We start from the raw sequence: 19366 nt of genomic DNA, 5'->3' as shown, positions 1-19366 counted from the left end.
ATTAGTTACAAAAATTTAGAAAAATTTAAAATTTGGAAGAATCATGGCGGCTGACAATCGTAAACGGCGTATCATGGAGCATTTAGCAATGAGTTCGGATGGGATGAAGTTCCTGTCCCCGAAAAAAAGTCCCGTAACTCCTGCTACATCGGCTCCACCACCTCCACCTTCTATCCCCATTCCGGCTCCAGCTCCCGTACCGAGTACAGCCAAAGCGGGCGATCGCAAAAAGCGAATTATGGATCATATCGCTCGCAGCAGTGCGGATTTTGGCGATTTTTCTCTAGATGAGAAAGAGCGCAAAAAGCAAATTCTAGAACACCTTCGCAAGAGTATCAGTTAGGGGCAAGAGCGGCATCTCAATTTCGATCCAAGAGCAGAGCTGACCTGGCTCTGCTCTTGGATTCTTAATTGATATTTAATTATGATGATTGACTTAGCCGCGCCAAATCTGCTGGAGAATGGTTTCCGGTTCAATATCGGCAACTTTCTTCGTTGGAGATTGAATGCCAATGCTGCGCTCCGAATTGGGTGGCAGGAGTTTAGTTGCGTCTGTAGAACCAAATAAGGCGATTGTATAAGTACCGACTGCCACCGATAAGTGCATCGGCACGCTGTCAGTACACAGCATCAAATTTGCACCAGCGACGATCGCAGCTAACTTACCAAGATCCGGAGGAGACACTACTTTAAGATTGGGACGATCTTCGATCGTCGTTGCCACCCATCGCTCGTTTTCAGAGTCTCGGAGCAAAACAATCGGTAGGTTGGGCTGTTTTTGCTGAAGATCTTCGACAATCTTGCGCCATTTTGCAACAGGATAGGTGTTATCGCCTCCCTCAAAGCCATCGTAAAGAAGAATATAACCGCTCTCTTCGATATCCAGGCGTTTCTGTTCTGCTTCTGCCCAATCGATATCTTCCTTGGGCAAGGTGACTTTAAGTTCCGGGCAAGAAGATTGAATCCCTAAAGCTTGCAGCAGATCGTGATACTTGTGGGCAGCATACTGCTCGCTTTTGAGAGGAACGGAGTCAGATAAAAACCAGGAAGCATTATTTTTATAGCCTATCCGAATCGGGATGCCATTGAGCCAGAGCAACAGCCCTATCGTCCAACGCTGGCTTAAACTCAAAGCCATATCGTACTCGCGATCGCGGATTATCCCCAACAGATTTAGATAATCCGCCAAGCCGTTACGATCTCTATAGTCGAAGACGAGGACTTCATTAACATAAGGGCAAACTCGATAAGCCGCTTTAGCACGAGGCTCTATCATTACATCGATAGCGGCTTTGGGATATTGTTTTTTGAGGTCTTCCAGGGTAGGAAAAAACAAAATTTGCTCGCTAATTCCCCCAGGAACAAGAGCTATTATTCTCATCTTTCGATCTTTGGTTTAGACATCTGTCGGGTCGATCGCAACATGACAACATTCATTGTAAAGGAAGATATACCTAAACCGTTGGTTTATTCACAACAAATTCTAGATCTTCGATATAGATAATGTAGGAGTATAGCCATCTATGTCTCTTCCAATCGACGAAAGTAAGTCTAAATCGATCGCGCTTTCCTCTGATAATTTAGATTGAGTAATCGATATCCAAGTGACTATGCATTTCTTGATTCCCGCTGCCGGAATGGGAAAACGGATGGGGAGCGCTCGCAATAAACTTCTGCTAACCTTATTGGGTAAACCTCTACTGGCGTGGACGCTATCAGCAGCCGAAGCCTCGCGTCAAATCAGTTGGATCGGCATCATCGGACAACCCGATGATTTTGCCGACTTTAAGGCAATTATCGCCGAGCTTGCTCTCGCTAAACCCGTCGAACTGATTAAAGGGGGAGAAACCCGTCAGGAATCGGTTGATAATGGCTTGCAGGCATTACCCTCATCGGCAGAACGGGTATTGATTCACGATGGGGCAAGGTGTTTGGCAACGCCAGAATTGTTCGATCGCTGTGCGGAAGCTTTGTTAACCTGTTCGGGTTTAATTGCTGCTATTCCGGTCAAAGATACGATCAAAATCGTCGATAAGACTAATTTAATTAAAGATACGCCCGAACGCCGTTATTTATGGGCAGCTCAAACCCCGCAAGGTTTTGAAGTACAACTTCTCAAAGAATGTCACGAAAAAGGACGCAAACTCGGTTGGGAAGTTACCGACGATGCCGCATTGTTTGAGCGGTGCCACTTACCCGTCCAGATTGTGGAGGGGGAAGAAACGAATCTGAAAGTAACGACTCCCATCGATCTCGCGATCGCCGAATTTATTCTTCGCCAACGCCTATTCAGTAATCAGTAGGAGCGTCATGTTTGGCGTCTGCTAGACAAAGGACAAAGAACAAATGACAAAGGACAACTCTAAGGTATCGGTTATCGTACCCATTTATAACGGCGAGGCGGATTTACCCGATTTAATCGAATGTTTGAGAACGCAAACCTACCCGCGCGATCGCGTCGAGTATCTCTTAGTAGATAATAACAGCAGCGATCGCACGGGACAAATCCTAGCAACCGCTGCTGCTCAAACCTCTACCGAAAAAATCAACCTCCAAGTTTTGAGGGAAGATAAGATTCAAAGTTCCTATGCAGCGAGAAATAAAGCCATAAGAATCGCCCAAGGAGAAATTATCGCTTTTACAGACGCGGATTGCCGCCCTCAACCCGATTGGTTAGAGAAGCTTGTCATTCCTTTTGCTAATCCAACCGTAGGGATCGTTGTTGGCGAATTGGTTGCGTTGCCAGGTAACACGATTTTAGAACAATATGCCGAACGATACGAACTCATGTCGCAAAAGTTTCTCGTCGAACATCCTTTTTGTTCCTACGGTCAAACGGCTAATATAGCTATACGCAGAGAAGTTTTTGAACGAGTGGGTTTATTTCGTCCTTACCTAACCACTGGGGGAGATGCCGATATTTGCTGGCGCATCCAAAAACAGACGGACTGGAAATTAGAATTTGCGCCCCAGGCAATTGTCCGCCACCGACATCGTGCGAATCTGCGAGAGTTCAAAAGCCAGTGGCGGCGATACGGTACCTCTAATCGCTATCTACACGAACTGCACGGTGTCTCTCTCATGCGAGAATTGACTTTCAGGGAATCGTTGTACCGAGTCAGTCGCTGGTTGCTTAAAGAGTTGCCAAGAGATAGCGCTAAATTAGTTATTGGCAAAGCGAAGGCGATCGATCTTATCAGAACGCCCATCGATCTCATTGGTTTTCAAGCCAGAACGACAGGACAAAAACAAGCCAAACTATCAGAGGAAGCCAAAACAATCGAGTGGCTTTGAGCAGCTAGATTTCAGAGAGTGCGCGATTTATACAATAAAGCGGTCAGAGTAGAAAGCTGACCGCTTGAAGCTATTTACTTGTTAGGCTGAGGAGTCATGCGCAGATAAGACTTAATTTCGGTAACTCCTTTGGGGAATTTTGCTTTCGCTTCTTCAGTTGGGATGGAAGGTACGACAACGCAATCATCTCCATCTTTCCAGTTAGCTGGAGTCGCGACTTGATAATTATCTGTTAATTGTAAAGAATCAATGACCCGAAGAATCTCATCGAAGTTACGACCCGTGCTAGCGGGATAGGTAATTGTTAAGCGCAGTTTTTTATTGGGGTCGATGATAAAGACTGAACGGACTGTCAAGTTATCGAGAGAATTGGGATGGATCATCCCGTAAAGGTTAGAAACCTTGCGATCGGGGTCGGCAATAATCGGATAATTCACCGTAGCATTCTGGGTTTCGTTAATATCTTTAATCCACCCCCTATGGGACTCTGCATCGTCAACGCTCAAAGCCAGGATCTTAACATTGCGCTTATCAAATTCTGGCTTAAGTTTGGCAACAGCCCCCAATTCGGTAGTGCAAACTGGGGTATAGTCTGCGGGGTGGGAGAAGAGAACGACCCAACTGTCTCCTGCCCATTCGTAGAATGAAATAGTTCCTTCGCTAGAATCTTGTGTGAAGTTTGGTACTGTATCGCCTAATTGGAGAGCCATAGTCTTAATTCCCATAAAACTTAGATAGGGACAATTTTCAATCTTGCCACAAAAGATGCATTTTCATATCAGATTTTAGGGATTTATAATAATTCACTGTTGACGATCTGCGATCGATGACCTCAAATTGCGGTACGATCGAGGGTGCAGCGGAACAAAAATTCCCTGAAATTGAGAGCGATTGAAAGAACCCATGAGATCGGTCCGACGCGCCAGCCTATTTTGGGTCTTCAATTCTCAATTTCATTGTCATAAAAATATATTCGCCATGATATAAATTTTTTAAATCCGATCTGCTGTACTCGCTCGGCGCGTTAATTTCTACATCTTTCTTAAATTCCCTGGGACACAGGGAATGCAGCCTAGGTATAGCTACAGCTATACGACTGTCAGTGCGATCCCCCCTGCCCCCTTAATAAGGAGTAGGAGGTATGCAAAACCAGTGGATAGGACGTAAGACCATAGTTCAAGCATTGTGCCTTGACAGGCAGACCTAGATGAAACAGGAAGCTCACCCCGTTTTATGGGGTCGAGTATGTCACGAAACTCTACTCTTTCAGGAGGAACAAACTTAAATGAAACGCTTGGTTCGCATTCTAGCCTTACTAACTTTAATAGTTAGTTGCTTATTAACCCTACCAGCAACTCCCGCATTTGCAGAGCAACCTAAGCTCAATGCTGTTGATGCGATGCTGACTACCGAGTTTGGGAAAAAGATCGACCTCAACAACAGCGATATTCGCGACTTTCGGGATTTGCGCGGATTTTACCCCAATCTGGCGGGTAAGATCATCAAAAACTCTCCCTATAACAAGGTAGAGGATGTTCTCAGCATTCCCGGACTGTCCGAACGCCAAAAAGAACGCCTGCAAGCTAACTTAGATAATTTTATCGTGACCCCACCTTCAAAAGAATTCAACGAAGGTGGCGATCGCATTAATCCCGGCGTTTACTAAAAACCCGGTCAATTGGTAACTTGTCCCTCGACCCACTCTCTAATGAGTGGGTTTTTTAAGATGAATAACCCGTTCTTCAATCGTTTCCTATCTACCCAGCTGAAACGACGCAACCTCTTGCTAGGGGCCGGCGTTCTGGGAGGTTTAGCCATCGCCAATCGATCGCGCTATCTTATTGCCCAGCCCAAGTATTCCGATTATCCCTTCAGTTTGGGCGTTGCGTCTGGAGAACCCGATTCTAATAGCGTCGTCCTCTGGACGCGACTCGCACCGAATCCCCGCCGGGGAAATACCCTGCCATCGGCAGACATTCCCCTGCAATGGCAAGTGGCAACCGATGAAAAAATGCGTCGCGTCGTCGCCAAAGGCGTGGTCTTGGCAACTCCCGAATGGGCGCACTCGGTTCGCGTCGTTGTAGAAGGACTGGAAAGCGATCGCTGGTACTGGTATCAGTTTAGAACAGGGAACGAAGTTAGCCCTGTCGGTCGTACCCGCACTTGCCCCGCACCGACAGCTTCAAGCAAACGTCTGTCTTTTGCCTTTGCTTCTTGTCAAAATTACGAACACGGCTATTTTAATGCCTATCGTCACATGAGCGAGGAGGAAATCGATTTTGTTATTCATCTGGGCGACTATATTTACGAAGGTGGAGGCGTGCCTCGCCCGGATAATGTAAGAAGCCATGGGAGTCCCGAACCGATGGATTTAGAGGGGTATCGGCGGCATTACGCCCTCTATAGAAGCGATCGCGATCTCCAAGAAGCCCATCGATTATTTCCTTTTATTTGCACCTGGGACGACCACGAAGTCGATAATGACTATGCCAACTTGGAATCGCAAGATTTTGATGAAATAGCAGCGTTCGCCAAACGTCGCGCGGCAGCTTACCAAGCTTACTACGAACATTTGCCCTTCCGTCCCGCTTCTCGTCCTCAAGGCGATCGCATGCAACTCTATCGACGTTTTAGCTGGGGCAATCTAGCATTGTTTCACATTTTGGATACGCGACAGTATCGAGACGACCAAGCCTGCGACGAGAATGGCGATGGTGGCGGTCAGGTTGTAGAGTGTCAAGAAAGATTAGCCGAAGCGCGATCACTTCTCGGTCAACCTCAAGAACAATGGTTGCTCGATGGTTTAACCAATTCATCCGCCCATTGGAATATTATTGCCCAACAATATCTAGTCGCGCAACTCAAGCAGCAAAAAGACGGTCGAGAAGGTTACTGGAGCGACGGTTGGGATGGCTATGCAGCAAATCGAAAGCGGATTCTCGACCATATTGCCCAACAGCGCCCGTCCAATCCGATTTTTATCGGCGGCGACATCCATTCGTTTTGGGTTAGCGAACTCAAGTCGGACTTTCAAAATCCCGCCTCTCCTACAGTCGCCTGCGAGTTCGTCGGTACGTCGATTAGTTCAAATGGCGTTCCCTACGACCAATTTGCGTCTGTTTTGCCGGAGAATCCTCATATTAAGTTTTTTGAAAGTCGGTTGCGAGGTTACGTTAAATGTGCTGTATCGCGTCAGGAGTGGCGCAGCGACTTGCGGGTGGTAGATACGGTCAAGCAGCAAAATAGTAAAGTTAGCACGCTGGCGACATTCGTAGTGGAGGATGGGAACCCTCAAGTTCGGCAGTTAGAGCCTTGATAGAAACAATATTATTGAACTGAAAGCAGTCTAAAACGAAGTGCAAAATAGATTTCTTGCTTTTATTCGGGTAAAGGGAAAGGGAAAAGATATATAGAAGTTTTCCCTTTCCTTTTTTCCCCACCCGAAGTTTTCCCTGCATGAGAATTAAATTTTGCGATCGAAAGCAAAGGGTCTAGTAAATTAGAGAATTCCCGGCGAATTGTTAAACTCCAGCGTGACCCAAGGCTAAACCTGTGACCAGCATTCCCAATACCAAGAAAGGTTGAGCGCTGGCTTGATATTTAACGTCATTTTTGAGAGGATCGCGCAGGAAATACATGTCCTGAAAAGTAATTTGCGGGATGATTAACAATAGCAAAATAGTGGCATAAAGATTCTCATGAATGTAAATTAGGTATGCTGCTATTGCAGCTTGGAAAAGATCGATCGTTAAGACGCAAATCCAAGCAGCCGCCGTCACGCCAAACATTACGGGAAGGGATTTTAATCCCAACTGGCGATCGCCTTCTATACTCTTAAAATCATTAACGACAGCAATTCCCAGTCCGGCAAAACTATAAATCAAGGTCAAAATGACGATTGTCCAGTTCAGGTCGCCAAACAAAGCGTGACCCGTCCACCAAGGCAGAGCGATGTAACTCGAACCGAGGGCATAAGTCCCCAACCAGCCATTTTGTTTGAGTTTTAGAGGTGGAGCCGAATAGATATAAGCTAACAAAGCTCCGCCAATGGCAATACAAGTGATGGTTGGAAATTCATGACCTGCCCATACATCAAGGACGTAAGCCAAACCGATCCCGCCCAGGAGAAGGACGACAATCTGGGCGATAACCTGGGAAAGAGGAATTGCTCCCGAAGGAATGGGACGATAAGGTTCGTTAATAGCATCGATTTCGCGATCGTAGTATTCATTGACTGTTTGCGTATAGCCTGTCATGAAAGGTCCTGATAGAACCATACAAACAGCAATTTTTAGAATGTTTTCGAGCGACCACGTATATTCGCCAGAAGAAGCCGCACCGCAAATTACGCCCCAGATCAGGGGAATCCAGGTGATCGGCTTCATCAATTGCAGTCGAATTTTCCAGATCGAAGTTTCGCCGGAGGCAGCCCCTTTCATGCCCAGTAGCTGTCTGGTTTTGGCGCTGCGATCGTCATTGGTCGGGAGTTTTACGCGATCGCTCGGATTAGACACAGAAGAGTCAGACATAAGCCAGTCAAAAGTCAAGAGTTACAACTGAAATTAGAAGGAAATCACGAGATACCCGCTTTGATATTTGGCTCCTCGAACGGGTTGACCTCTCAGTGGTGACGGCAGATCGATATTCCGTCGCTGGTCGCCTGCCTCTATAGTAATCTCTGGTCCGTATTGCGTTAGCTTAACCTGCTTTTTGTCAAAACCGGGCAGAAAAATGCGAACTTGACGGGCAGCGAGATCGACAGTCATAGGTTGGGGCACCTGACTAACCGTTTGAAAATCTGGTAATGCTTCGATTAGCGGTTGCCAATCATCGCCCGCGCGACTGGGAATAGCATTCACACCGAGGGGAGCGAATTCAGTCGTTATGGCTTCGGATGCTTCAGCTTGGTTGAGTAGCACGCCGCTGACCGTCAATCCGACTTGCTGGGCGCTTCCCCAGAGATACTTTGCCGCTGCGATCGCGATTGGATCTGCTGTAGTCACCAGATAAGCAGTCACTCGTTTGGGATTGGCTAAAGCGGCTTTTCCTTCTTCTAATAAATTATTGGCGCGATCGCTCGGTTCTTTAGCGAGATCGTCCGCACTCCAGGACACGTTAAGAATGGCGCTGGTAATAGGTTGAATGAAAGGAGCAAGCACTTTCCCCACGTCGGAATCGCCCAACACCTTACGAAAACGACGGACGTACCAGCTTAAAACTTCTGGTATTCCCATCATTCTCAGGGTATTGTTATCTCCCGGTCCGTCATAGACAATGATATCGTAGCGCTCGCTTTTATCATACTCGCGAATAGCATTAAGGGCGAGGGCACTATCCATGCCCGGCAAGATCCCCAATTCTTGTCCGTAGACGTTTTTTAGAGTCGGAGAGCGCAAGTACTTCGCCTCTAGCTCTTTGATCTGTTCCCAGCTCTGCTCTAACATAATCGTTGAGAATAGCTGAACCACCGATAGGTTTGAGGTAATTTCTGTGGGAGAGTTGCTGGTAGTTGCCCCTAACAATAAGCCCAGGGTAGGGCCGGGATCTTGCCCTACCAACAAGACTCGCTTTTCACTACTGGCGAATTTTTTCGCAGCAGCGATCGCCATAGTAGTACGACCGCTACCGCCTTTCCCTAAAAAAGTAAGAATTAGAGACATTTTGACGCTCTTTGGACTGTTGGTATTCGCTATTTGGCTTTAATCGACTGGTTTGATTTCGTCTTCAAAAAACCAAGTCGCTGTATTGTCCTCAAATTCCACTATAGCTCCAACACCGCTACCATCAGTCATTTTGAACTCTTTTATAGTTCCGACTTTGCCCAGTTTGTTGGCGATGTCCGTTGATACGCGATCTCTGAGGCGATAAACCTTGACTTTTTGCCCGATTTCCATTCCTAGTTATTTTACGTTTAATTAATTCAATGAACCATTCCTCAGTTTACCGGAATCCGCGTTCTTCTATGAGGCTTGCCGGCGATTTGGTTGAGAAATTTCTATTGACAGACTGCCTGGGTAACCTAGAGGGAGAACTAAATCTCAGCCTATTCCGGTCTAAGCACGAGTTATTGTATAATTTTCGCAATTAACTTGGTCTTGTTGCGCCAAGCAAAAACCTATTCCCAAAGCAATGCAGCGGGAACTTTAATAGCTAGCAAACTTCATTGAGTAGAATTGAGCTTGTAAGTCGCGATCTGAGGAAACCAACAATTGTTGCATTCGGTGCGAGGAGTTGTCCGCAAAGCAGGTAAGTTGAGGCGTTGGCTGCCGTTTAACGCGCAGTGGCAGGCAAAGTTTGACTTGCTCAGAACCCTGGTACGGCGCGATCTAGAGGCGCGGTACAAAGGTTCAATTCTCGGTAATTTGTGGCCCCTGTTAAATCAGCTATCGCAGTTGTTAATTTATACCTATGTTTTCTCGATCGTGCTAAAGGTAAAGCTGAGTCTCAGAGGATTGCCAGAAAATAACCTCACCTTTGGTTTGTGGCTATTTGCTGGCTTACTGCCATGGATTGCATTTACAGGGGGGTTGACTCAGGCAGCAGGTTCGGTGGTAGGGCAGCCCAATTTAGTCAAAAAAGTGGTGTTTCCTTTGGCTTTACTGCCGCTGGTGCCAATTCTTTCAATGTTCGTTGAAAGTTATTTTGGTTTAATGCTATTGATTTTTTTCGTGGCAGTAACTACTCATAGTTTACATACGACTTTGGCATTACTACCGTTGATTTGGCTGACGCAGTTATCGTTAACGGCGGGATTGGGGTATTTGAGTGCGGGACTAACCGTATTTTTGCGCGATATCCCGCAGACATTAGGAGTAATTTTAAATATTTGGATGTATCTAACGCCTATTATTTATCCAGCCTCAGCAATTCCCCAGGAATGGCGAAGTTGGGTGTTTTGGTTAAATCCTATGACGGCTATAGCAGAGGTGTATCGCGATTTAATTTTAGTAGGAGAAGTGAAGCACTGGGGCGAGTGGGGAGTCGCTTCTGCAATATCTGCGATCGTGTTTTGTTGCGGATTTTTGGTATATAAAAAGTTGCGTCCGGCATTCGCTGATGTATTGTAGTTGCTTGTAAGTAGCAGCAGTGCGATGAGTGAAATTGCAATTACCCTAAAAAATGTCTCCAAGTGCTACAAAAGATACGCGCGTCCGGTAGATCGTTTGAAAGAAATTCTGTTGCCCGGAAAAAGTCGGGCAGAGGAGTTTTGGGCGCTGCGGGATATTAACTTGGAGATTCACCAAGGGCAAACAGTAGGAATTGTCGGGCGTAATGGTTCTGGAAAGAGTACGCTATTGCAAATCATAGCTGGTACGCTGACCCCAACCACGGGTGAGGTTAACGTATGCGGTCGCGTATCAGCCTTGCTGGAATTGGGTAGCGGGTTTAATCCAGAATTCACCGGACGGCAAAACGTGTTTTTTAACGGACGGCTGTTGGGGTTAAGCCAAAAAGAAATCGAAGATAAGTTTGACGAGATAGCCGGGTTTGCTGATATTGGGGATTTTATCGACGAACCCGTTAAGACTTACTCAAGCGGAATGTTCGTCCGTTTGGCCTTTGCTGTGGCAATTAACGTCAACCCGGAAATCTTAATCGTAGATGAAGCTTTGGCAGTAGGAGATGGAGTTTTTATCCATCGCTGCATGGCAAGTATTAAGGCTTTTCAAGATTCAGGAGGAACAATTTTATTTGTTTCTCATGAGATGGGTACAGTCTCTCGCCTTTGTTCGCAAGCTATCTGGATTAATGATGGCAATATAGTTGAAATAGGAGAACCAGATGATATTAGCAGGCATTATCAAGCCTGGATGTACGAGCAAATTAATGACTACCAGAAAAAGCATAATGAAGTTGGTAATAGATTAGTCGAACCAATTGAAACGCGAGACTCCCTTGAAAACCTAGAAAATATTAAGGATCGAACTTCACAAAAGATCAAAGTAAATCCTTTTAATGAAAAAGCTTATCGAGAATACCACAATATAGAACGTTTTGGAACTGGTCGCGCAGAAATTATCAGTTTTGAAGTTGTAGATAATAGCAACAAAAAAGCTGGATTTGTATATCCGAAAGATCGGATTAAACTTGTCGTTAAAGTGTTAACTTACGATCGCATTCAAAAACCCATAGTTGGCATCATGTTATATGACAGATTAAGAACAGCTATTACTGGGTTTAATACCTATCAATATCAGCACCACCTATCTAGTTTATTACCCGAACAACTACTAACTGTAGAATTTAGCCTAGAGTGGCCTGAAATTCAGGGTGGTAACTATGTTTTAGAACCTGCCATTGCCGATGGCAGTCAAGAAAATCATGAAATGCTGGATTGGTTGCAGTTTCCACTAAACATTATCTCGGGTGCAACCGATCTAACCTTTGGCGTTTTTCGCTTATCATCTGTGAATATTTCCCATCAAATTACGGTATCTCAATCCCTGAGAGAAAATTATCTAGAAACAACTCGATTGGAAACCAGAAAAGCATAGTTATTTTAAAGATCTTAAGTGGATATAAAAACTAATATGAATTATTCTCCTACAATTGGCGCTTGTTCGTGCTGCGGTCACACAAAGTTTACTTTCTCTACAGTTTTGTGGCAATCTTTAATTGATGAATGGCGACTCGCAAATTATGAAGTTGAATATATCAATCGCCAGCAAGGTTTAAAATGCGAAAACTGTCAATCTAGCCTGAGAACAATGGCATTAGCGATCGCCATCATGAAATGTTTTGGCTATGAGGGATTATTTCAGGATTTTGTATTAACCGAGCAAGCACAAAAGCTAAAAGTTTTAGAAATTAATGAGGCTGGTCAATTAACCCGTTATTTAGCAAAAATACCTGGGCATGTTCTGACCAGTTATCCAGAAGTAAATATGATTCAGATGCCATTTCAAGATGGTTCTTTTGACTTAGTGGTTCATTCCGATACTCTAGAGCATGTTAAGTATCCGATTAAAGCTTTATCTGAGTGCTATAGAGTGCTAAAGCCAGGAAAATTTCTGGCTTTTACTATACCAATGGTAGTGGATAGACTAACAAGCTCTAGAGAAGGTTTATCGCCTAGTTATCATGCAGGTGCGGAAGATATTAATAGCGTCTTAGTTTATACCGAGTATGGCGGCGATGCCTGGAAGCATGTAATTAAAGCAGGATTTAACGAGTGTCGCATTTTTTCTCTGGAGTATCCATCAGCTCAAGTGCTGGTAGGAGTAAAATTGGTAAGTGCGTATATCGATAATGTAGACGAACAATTGAGAGTGTTTGAAACAACTTTACTGTCTCAAAGACAGGCGTTACAAGCTCAATTGAAGCAAGCCCAAGATCGAATAGAATTGCTTCGGGATAACGAACGACGATCGCACTCTCAGCAGCAACAAACGCAAGTCGAATTAGAACAGGCGCGATCGCAACTACAACAAACGCAAACCGAATCAAAGCAAGCACAATTGCAATTGCAATTGCAATTGCAACAAACGCAAGTCGAATTAGAACAGGCGCGATCGCAACTGCAACAAACGCAAGTCAACTTAGAACAAATGCGATCGCAGCTACAACGAACCAGAATACAACTAGAGCAATCGCAAACTACCGTTCGTGCCATGCAAACTAGCAAATTTTGGCAATTGCGATCGCGATGGTTCGCTCTCCGACATGCCCTCGGTATTGTAGATGATGACAGACCACTGCTAAAAAGCATTTTTTCTCAAAAAAAACACGCAAATAAGGCAAAAACAGAAGCAGTCAACTCTGCTGGTAGTGACTCGCTGACAACAGTTGCTCCTAAGCTGGAAAACGCACAACCTTCTGTGGAAGCCTTGGCAGAGATTCCGCAAACTGACGATCCCAACTACCAAAAATGGCTGAACAAAAATTACCCTACTAAAGCTACATTAGGCAAGATGGCTGAGGTTGTGGAAATATTTGCCTACAAGCCAATTATCAGTTTGGTGATGCCTGTTTATAACACGCCAGAACGATACCTTAGAGAAGCGATCGAGTCGGTATTGAATCAAGTATATCCCTATTGGGAGTTATGTATTGCTGATGATGCCTCCAAAGACAATCGAGTCAGAGAAATTCTAGAGGAGTACTCAGCCAAAGATTCGCGGATAAAGGTTGTTTTTAGAACAGAAAACGGTCATATCTCTCGCTGTTCTAACTCAGCCCTAGAACTCGCTAGTGGTGATTTTATCGCTTTATTCGACCATGACGATCTGCTCGCCCCACATGCTTTATATGAAGTAGCTTTGCTGCTCAACAAACATCCAGAAGCAGATATGATTTATTCTGATGAAGATAAAATTGACGATTCTGGTAAATTGCAAGAACCTTTCTTTAAACCAGATTGGTGTCCCGATACCTTTTTATCGGGAATGTACACCTGTCATTTAGGTGTCTATCGTCGAGAGTTAGTCAACGCGATCGGAGGCTTTAGACCCGGTTATGACGGTAGTCAGGACTACGATTTAGTTTTAAGATTAACAGAAAAAACCACAAATATTTTTCACATAGCTAAAACTCTATACCACTGGAGAATTCATCCTCAATCTGCTGCAAGTGTAGAGGATGTCAAACCATATGCTGTTGTCGCAGCAGAAAAAGCATTAGCAGATGCGCTTAAAAGAAGAGGCGAACCAGGGAAAGTTATACGAGCTAAACATCTTGTAGGAAAATACGCAATTCGATATGAGATAACTGACTATCAGCTTGTCAGTATCATTATTCCTACAAAAGACTTAGGCGAAACCTTGGATAGATGCCTGACCTCTATTTTTGCCAAGAGTATTTATCCAAATTACGAAGTAATTCTCATCGATAATGGCAGTCAGGAAGAATATACCGCTAAGGTAATTGCAAAGTGGCAAGAAAAGGAAACTAACAGGTTTAGTTGTTATCGACTTGATGTACCTTTTAATTTTTCCAAGATTAATAATTACGCTGTCGAGCGAGCCAAAGGAGACTATTTACTATTCTTAAACAATGATATCGAGGTCATTACTCCCGATTGGATTGAGGCAATGGTCGAACAAGCTCAAAGACCTTCTATTGGTGCTGTGGGAGTTTTACTCTTATATCCAGATAACACCGTTCAACATGCTGGTGTAGTCCTAGGTCTTGGGGGAGTTGCTGGTCACAGTCATAAATATTACTCGGCAAATTCATCTGGGTATTTCGATCGACTCTTAACTATCAATAATTATTCTGCTGTGACAGCAGCTTGTTTAATGTGCAGGCGCAAAGTTTTTGAAGCAGTTGGAGGTTTTGAGGAGCAACTAGCAGTTGCATTTAACGATGTTGACCTCTGCCTGAAAATACTTGAGAAGGGTTACAGGAATATCTATCTCCCCCATGTGAGGCTTTATCATTACGAGTCAAAGAGCAGAGGATATGAAGATACGCCACAAAAGCAAGTTAGATTCGTCCAAGAAATAGATTACATGAAAGAAAAATGGCAACGCCTTATAGAGTGCGATCCTTGCTACAATCCTAACTTGACCAGAAACTGCGAGGATTTCAGCATAGATGTGTAATCAATACATCAATTAAAAATCTTTCGATACTTATCAGCGAATTTAATTTTTTTTTTCTGATGAATAAATGTCATAGCAACGAATATTTTACCAATGCAAATTGTTGCTATTTTTCAAAAACTCGATCGCCTAAAATATCTCTCGGCACGGCAAGGAACGCGAAGACTATTAAGATATCTCTATCAACGTGCGATATCTAATGTTAAGTCAAGAAGAGATTATCAAAAATGGATAAAGCAAAATTGCCTCACAAATGAAGATATTGCAGCAGCCAGAGTAGAAATAGAAACATGGCAACTACGACCCAAATTTTCTGTAATAATGCCCGTCTACAATGTAGAGGCAAAATGGTTAAAAAAAGCTATTGACTCTGTTCGCAAGCAAATCTATCCCAATTGGGAATTATGTATTGCTGATGACGCTTCTTCAAAACCTCACATTCGCGAAATCCTCACTCATTATACTCAAATTGATGAACGAATAAAAGTTACATTTCGCATAGAAAATGGACAAATTTCAGCCGCTAGTAACTCAGCATTAGAGTTAACAACTGGAGATTACATTGCTCTTTTAGACCATGATGATGAATTAACAATTGATGCTCTATTTGAAAACGCTAAGTTAATTAATCAACATCCAGACGCAGATTTTATTTACAGCGACGAAGATAAAATAGATGCTCGCGGCAACCGTTTTAATCCAGTTTTCAAACCGGATTGGTCGCCGGAGTATTTTTATTCCACAATGTATACTTGTCATCTCGGTGTCGTTAGAACTAGCCTTATTCGGAAAATTGGCGGTTTTCGCAGCGAATATGATGGCTCGCAAGATTACGACCTAATATTGCGAATTGTAGAAAAGACCAACAATATCTACCATATTCCCAAAATTCTCTATCACTGGCGTAATATAACCGTTTCTGCTGCGTCTGGTTCGTTAGCAAAACCGTGGGCATTTGCAGCTGGAAAAAAAGCTTTAGAAGCGATGCTAGAACGCAGTTTGTATCAGGGACGCGTAAAGGAAACAGCCAATCCAGGTATTTATAGAGTACGACGGGATATTATCGGACATCCTCTAGTAAGCATTATCATTTCTAGTACTGGGAAAATAATAGATACTCCTTCCGGTTCCCGGTGTTTATTGGAAAATTGCATCGATAGTATCGAGCAGTTGAGTAGCTATCGCAACTATGAAATTATTGTGGTTGATGGATGCGAGCTTCCAGAGTCCGCGCTAGAAACAATCTCATCTGCAAATTCATTTCTAGTGCGCTGTACCGAACTGTTTAACTTCTCTATAGGAATTAACCAAGGCGCAGCTAAAGCCAAAGGGGAATTTTTGCTGTTACTAAACGATGATACCGAGATTATAACCCCAGACTGGTTAGAGTCGATGTTGGAGTTGGCACAACAGAAAGAAATTGGCGCAGTCGGGGCAAAACTTTTATCTCCTGATGGCTACATAAGGCATACAGGAATAATTCTTCTCGAAGGAAATCCTTGCTATGCTTTCTATGGATTTGACAGCGCTCATTCAGGATACCATTGTTCCAATATTGTTAACAGAAACTACTTAGCTGTTACGGGTGCTTGTTTGATGATGCGACGCGAACTATTTCAACAGTTGGGAGGGATGGATGAGAATTTTCCTCTTGACTACAACGATGTCGATTTATGTTTAGCTGCTCATCAAGCAGGCTATCGCAATGTAGTTACCCCTTATGCCCAACTCATTTGTTATACATCGACTAGCAGTAAAAATCGTTTAAAAACTGGCGAGTTGGAGCAATTAAAAACTAAATGGAAACACTATTTAAATGGTTTGACGCGAGATCCCTATTACAATCCCAATCTATCTAAGCGCGTTTCGAATTTCGAAATGTTTTAAATGTATGAAAAAGAATCATATCCAACTTAGAGAATGTTTGAAAAGTATAGTTTTTGTCATGCCCAACGTAGCCCTTCACTCCGTTCGAGGGTAAACTCCGCTACGTGAAGCATCTCAGTTTCAACGAAAAATTGGGGAAAAATTGGGATTGTTTGCTTCATTTGATTGCACTCACAATGACAAATTCTACTGATCTTGGACTTGCCAAATATCCTCTTATTTATGCGATCCGATGCCCGCACTTTATTTTTTAACAGTTAATTATCATTCAACTGAATTAGTAGATAATTTAATTCAATCTATTTCTAGATATAAAAATATCCCGTACCAGATTGTTATTGTTAATAACTCTCCAGAAAATAAATCTATTTATTTTATAAAAAATAAATATCTATTTATTTTAGATTCTCCTAAAAATTTGGGTTTCGGTGGCGCTTGTAACTTAGGATTAAATTGGATTTATACTCAAAATCCGAAGGCAATTGTTTGGATAATTAATCCAGATGCTTGTCTATTAGAAAATAATTTCAAGAAACTCATTCAATTTTTTAATAATTATTCAGAAGTTTCAATTTTTGGGACTATTATCTACAATGCTGTCAAGAAAATCTGGTTTGCTGGCGGTCGTTTTATTCCTGCGACTGGCGCAATTTTTACAGAAGATCTGGTATCAAATACAGACTCAGCTTATGTGCCTTGCGATTGGGTTTCGGGCTGTAGTTTAATAATTAATCTTCGCAACTTTAGCGAATGTCCTCAATTCGATTCTGCTTACTTTCTCTACTATGAAGATTTTGACTTTTGTAGACGCTATGCTAATCAAGGACATTTAGTTGCAGTTACAAAACAATTTAGCGTAATTCATCAACCTTCTTCAATTACCGATCGCAATCCTTTTCAGAAAATTAAACATAGTACCTATAGTTATTTATTAACCTTAGAAAGATATACAAACAAGCTATTTTTTATTCTCAGATTAATTCGGCTTACTTTTAATGCTTCTGTTTTGATATTTATTAAACCGAAAAAAGCCTTAGGTAAAGTAGCTGGGATATTGAATTATTTCATGCGATCGCATAGGGTTTCGTTATAAGATGATAAACGGCACTCTCTTTTTTTAAAAGATTAAAAATAAAATATGAGCGATTTATTAGTAAATTTAGCCGTTGTTTTTTCAAAGCCCACAGGAATAAGTAATTATGCAAGAAACCTTTTTCTATATTTAAAAAACCTTAACTCTACTTTATTAACCCCTCAAAAATACTCTGAATTTAACTGCTACCTCATCCCCGATAATTTGTCTCCCGCTTACGGAACAAAAGGGCATTTTCGTCGCCTTCTGTGGACTCAGTTTCATTTGCCGCCAATCTATAAAAAACTACAATCTAAACTATTATTTTCCCCAATCCCAGAAGCTCCTATTTATACTGACTGTCATTTTATCGTAATGGTTCACGATCTGATTCCATTACGCTTTCTTAAGCGTTTTTCTCCCCTAACTCCCTATTTCCGTTACTACATCCCTCAAGTTCTCGATCGCGCCGAACATATCATTTGCAATTCTGTAGCCACTGCTAAAGACATTACTGAGTTTTACCGGATTTCCTCAGCGAAAATTACGCCGATCCTTCTCGCCTACGACGCAAATCATTTTCGGAAACTAAATATGCCTAGTAAGGATGAGCAACCGCCTTACTTTCTCTATCTCGGTCGTCACGATCCTTACAAAAATTTACACCGTCTCATCGATGCTTTTGCGAAAATTCCCGATCGCGACTGTCAACTCTGGCTAGCAGGACCGCCTGACAAACGCTATACGCCAAAACTGCAAGCGCAAGTGGAGGCGCTGAGTTTGCGCGATCGCGTCAAATTCCTCGATTACGTTCCCTACGAACAGCTACCAATCTTACTGAATCAAGCGTTAGCGTTAGTTTTTCCTTCGCTTTGGGAAGGATTTGGGCTTCCAGTACTCGAAGCGATGGGTTGCGGCACTCCCGTTATTACGTCCAATCTCTCCTCTTTACCGGAAGTAGCTGGAGATGCAGCACTGTTAATCGATCCCTACAACGTTGAGGAGATTACGGCAGCGATGGCAAGCGTGGCAGAGGATTCTGGATTGCGATCGCGCTTGAGTACACTGAGTCTAGAAAGAGCCAGCCAATTTAGCTGGGCAAAAACGGGACGAGCAACTGTAGAAGTTCTTCAGAGATATCTTTAAGATCGAAATTATCGTAACGGTTCCATAAAACTGAGATCTTGCATCATTCTCAACAACTGCTCTTGTAATGAATTTCCTGTCCGAGCGAAAAAGTCTTCTAAAGAAGACCCGATAGGAATTTCAGTCGATTTTAATCGAGTTGGGCTTTGAGCCTAGAACTTTAGTTAGGCGCACACTTCCAAGTTCAGGGAGTTGAAAGAAATGATTTCACATCAAGACCATCAAACTGCTTTGCCAATCAAGCGCGATCTCGCGTTAATCTATGCTTTCTCTTTCTTTATTGCCATACTCATGGCGACTGTATCTGTCGCTGGGCTTCTATACCGCACCACCATTTATCCAACGGAAGAGTTGCTTCGGGCGTTCGTATCCAATGATATGGTCAATCTTTTCGTCGGGTTACCAATTCTACTTGGCTCAATGT

16 protein-coding genes are annotated in these 19366 nt (G+C 43.2%); 11 read left to right on the top strand and 5 right to left on the bottom strand.

Features of this window, described 5'->3' with window-relative positions; genetic code table 11:
* Positions 1–43 precede the first annotated feature (43 nt).
* Positions 44–343: a hypothetical protein gene (locus PLE7327_RS00235; protein ID WP_015141846.1), complete on the top strand. Its 300-nt coding sequence runs from the start codon at positions 44–46 to the stop codon at positions 341–343.
* A gap of 93 nt (positions 344–436) precedes the next feature.
* Here the strand turns inward: PLE7327_RS00235 and PLE7327_RS00230 are convergent, their stop codons facing one another.
* Complete coding sequence (locus PLE7327_RS00230) at positions 437–1381, bottom strand: glycosyltransferase family 9 protein (RefSeq protein ID WP_015141845.1); 945 nt, start codon at positions 1379–1381, stop codon at positions 437–439.
* A 229-nt stretch (positions 1382–1610) separates the two neighbouring features.
* On the opposite strand from PLE7327_RS00230, the gene ispD reads away from it, so the two are divergent.
* Positions 1611–2303, top strand: coding sequence for a 2-C-methyl-D-erythritol 4-phosphate cytidylyltransferase (gene ispD, locus PLE7327_RS00225; protein ID WP_015141844.1), 693 nt, complete (start codon positions 1611–1613; stop codon positions 2301–2303).
* Positions 2304–2346: 43 nt separating this feature from the next.
* Positions 2347–3294 (top strand): glycosyltransferase family 2 protein, encoded by a 948-nt coding sequence (locus PLE7327_RS00220; protein WP_015141843.1) that lies wholly within the window; start codon positions 2347–2349, stop codon positions 3292–3294.
* A 74-nt stretch (positions 3295–3368) separates the two neighbouring features.
* On the opposite strand, the gene PLE7327_RS00215 is transcribed toward PLE7327_RS00220, so the two are convergent.
* Positions 3369–4004 (bottom strand): peroxiredoxin, encoded by a 636-nt coding sequence (locus PLE7327_RS00215; RefSeq protein ID WP_015141842.1) that lies wholly within the window; start codon positions 4002–4004, stop codon positions 3369–3371.
* A 575-nt stretch (positions 4005–4579) separates the two neighbouring features.
* On the opposite strand from PLE7327_RS00215, the gene psbU reads away from it, so the two are divergent.
* Together psbU and PLE7327_RS00205 are read left to right on the top strand one after the other, a co-directional pair.
* The gene (psbU, locus tag PLE7327_RS00210; RefSeq protein WP_015141841.1) at positions 4580–4960 is read left to right on the top strand and encodes a photosystem II complex extrinsic protein PsbU; all 381 of its coding nucleotides are present in this window, start codon (positions 4580–4582) and stop codon (positions 4958–4960) included.
* 60 nt (positions 4961–5020) lie between these two features.
* Positions 5021–6610, top strand: coding sequence for an alkaline phosphatase (locus PLE7327_RS00205; RefSeq protein WP_041392520.1), 1590 nt, complete (start codon positions 5021–5023; stop codon positions 6608–6610).
* 205 nt (positions 6611–6815) lie between these two features.
* Here PLE7327_RS00205 and chlG read toward each other — a convergent pair whose 3' ends face one another.
* From chlG to PLE7327_RS00190, 3 genes are read right to left on the bottom strand one after another with little or no spacing between them, the layout of a single operon-like run.
* The gene (chlG, locus tag PLE7327_RS00200) at positions 6816–7823 is read right to left on the bottom strand and encodes a chlorophyll synthase ChlG (RefSeq protein WP_015141839.1); all 1008 of its coding nucleotides are present in this window, start codon (positions 7821–7823) and stop codon (positions 6816–6818) included.
* A 33-nt stretch (positions 7824–7856) separates the two neighbouring features.
* Positions 7857–8954, bottom strand: coding sequence for an ArsA family ATPase (locus PLE7327_RS00195; protein WP_015141838.1), 1098 nt, complete (start codon positions 8952–8954; stop codon positions 7857–7859).
* Positions 8955–8993: 39 nt separating this feature from the next.
* Positions 8994–9188 (bottom strand): DUF2862 domain-containing protein, encoded by a 195-nt coding sequence (locus tag PLE7327_RS00190; protein ID WP_015141837.1) that lies wholly within the window; start codon positions 9186–9188, stop codon positions 8994–8996.
* A 327-nt stretch (positions 9189–9515) separates the two neighbouring features.
* Between PLE7327_RS00190 and PLE7327_RS00185 the strand changes: the two genes are divergently transcribed.
* The 6 genes from PLE7327_RS00185 to PLE7327_RS00160 all read left to right on the top strand — a co-directional run bounded on the left by PLE7327_RS00185 (position 9516) and on the right by PLE7327_RS00160 (position 18942).
* Complete coding sequence (locus PLE7327_RS00185) at positions 9516–10361, top strand: ABC transporter permease (protein ID WP_015141836.1); 846 nt, start codon at positions 9516–9518, stop codon at positions 10359–10361.
* Between the two features lie 24 nt (positions 10362–10385).
* Positions 10386–11789, top strand: coding sequence for an ABC transporter ATP-binding protein (locus PLE7327_RS00180; RefSeq protein WP_015141835.1), 1404 nt, complete (start codon positions 10386–10388; stop codon positions 11787–11789).
* Between the two features lie 36 nt (positions 11790–11825).
* Positions 11826–14837: a glycosyltransferase gene (locus tag PLE7327_RS00175; protein ID WP_083888273.1), complete on the top strand. Its 3012-nt coding sequence runs from the start codon at positions 11826–11828 to the stop codon at positions 14835–14837.
* A 93-nt stretch (positions 14838–14930) separates the two neighbouring features.
* A complete protein-coding gene (locus PLE7327_RS00170) occupies positions 14931–16724 on the top strand; it encodes a glycosyltransferase (protein ID WP_015141833.1) in 1794 nt (597 codons plus the stop codon).
* 232 nt (positions 16725–16956) lie between these two features.
* Positions 16957–17817 (top strand): glycosyltransferase family 2 protein, encoded by an 861-nt coding sequence (locus tag PLE7327_RS00165; protein WP_015141832.1) that lies wholly within the window; start codon positions 16957–16959, stop codon positions 17815–17817.
* Between the two features lie 45 nt (positions 17818–17862).
* Positions 17863–18942 carry a glycosyltransferase family 1 protein gene (locus PLE7327_RS00160; protein WP_015141831.1) on the top strand — a complete coding sequence of 360 codons (1080 nt, stop codon included), beginning with the start codon at positions 17863–17865 and terminating at the stop codon, positions 18940–18942.
* Positions 18943–19366 lie beyond the last annotated feature (424 nt).

Source organism: Pleurocapsa sp. PCC 7327, assembly GCF_000317025.1.
Lineage (GTDB): Bacteria > Cyanobacteriota > Cyanobacteriia > Cyanobacteriales > Microcystaceae > Hydrococcus.
The sequence above is the reverse complement of the archived record's forward strand: the minus strand, read 5'-3'. Positions and strand labels throughout refer to the sequence as shown.

Coding starts and splice junctions, on each gene's coding strand:
- PLE7327_RS00230 (WP_015141845.1), bottom strand. CDS start 1,381: ATGAGAATAATAGCTCTTGTTCCTGGGGGAATTAGCGAGCAAATTTTG.
- PLE7327_RS00180 (WP_015141835.1), top strand. CDS start 10,386: ATGAGTGAAATTGCAATTACCCTAAAAAATGTCTCCAAGTGCTACAAA.
- PLE7327_RS00220 (WP_015141843.1), top strand. CDS start 2,347: ATGACAAAGGACAACTCTAAGGTATCGGTTATCGTACCCATTTATAAC.
- chlG (WP_015141839.1), bottom strand. CDS start 7,823: ATGTCTGACTCTTCTGTGTCTAATCCGAGCGATCGCGTAAAACTCCCG.
- ispD (WP_015141844.1), top strand. CDS start 1,611: ATGCATTTCTTGATTCCCGCTGCCGGAATGGGAAAACGGATGGGGAGC.
- PLE7327_RS00195 (WP_015141838.1), bottom strand. CDS start 8,954: ATGTCTCTAATTCTTACTTTTTTAGGGAAAGGCGGTAGCGGTCGTACT.
- PLE7327_RS00205 (WP_041392520.1), top strand. CDS start 5,021: ATGAATAACCCGTTCTTCAATCGTTTCCTATCTACCCAGCTGAAACGA.
- PLE7327_RS00215 (WP_015141842.1), bottom strand. CDS start 4,004: ATGGCTCTCCAATTAGGCGATACAGTACCAAACTTCACACAAGATTCT.
- PLE7327_RS00235 (WP_015141846.1), top strand. CDS start 44: ATGGCGGCTGACAATCGTAAACGGCGTATCATGGAGCATTTAGCAATG.
- PLE7327_RS00160 (WP_015141831.1), top strand. CDS start 17,863: ATGAGCGATTTATTAGTAAATTTAGCCGTTGTTTTTTCAAAGCCCACA.
- PLE7327_RS00175 (WP_083888273.1), top strand. CDS start 11,826: ATGAATTATTCTCCTACAATTGGCGCTTGTTCGTGCTGCGGTCACACA.
- PLE7327_RS00190 (WP_015141837.1), bottom strand. CDS start 9,188: ATGGAAATCGGGCAAAAAGTCAAGGTTTATCGCCTCAGAGATCGCGTA.
- PLE7327_RS00165 (WP_015141832.1), top strand. CDS start 16,957: ATGCCCGCACTTTATTTTTTAACAGTTAATTATCATTCAACTGAATTA.
- PLE7327_RS00170 (WP_015141833.1), top strand. CDS start 14,931: ATGCAAATTGTTGCTATTTTTCAAAAACTCGATCGCCTAAAATATCTC.
- psbU (WP_015141841.1), top strand. CDS start 4,580: ATGAAACGCTTGGTTCGCATTCTAGCCTTACTAACTTTAATAGTTAGT.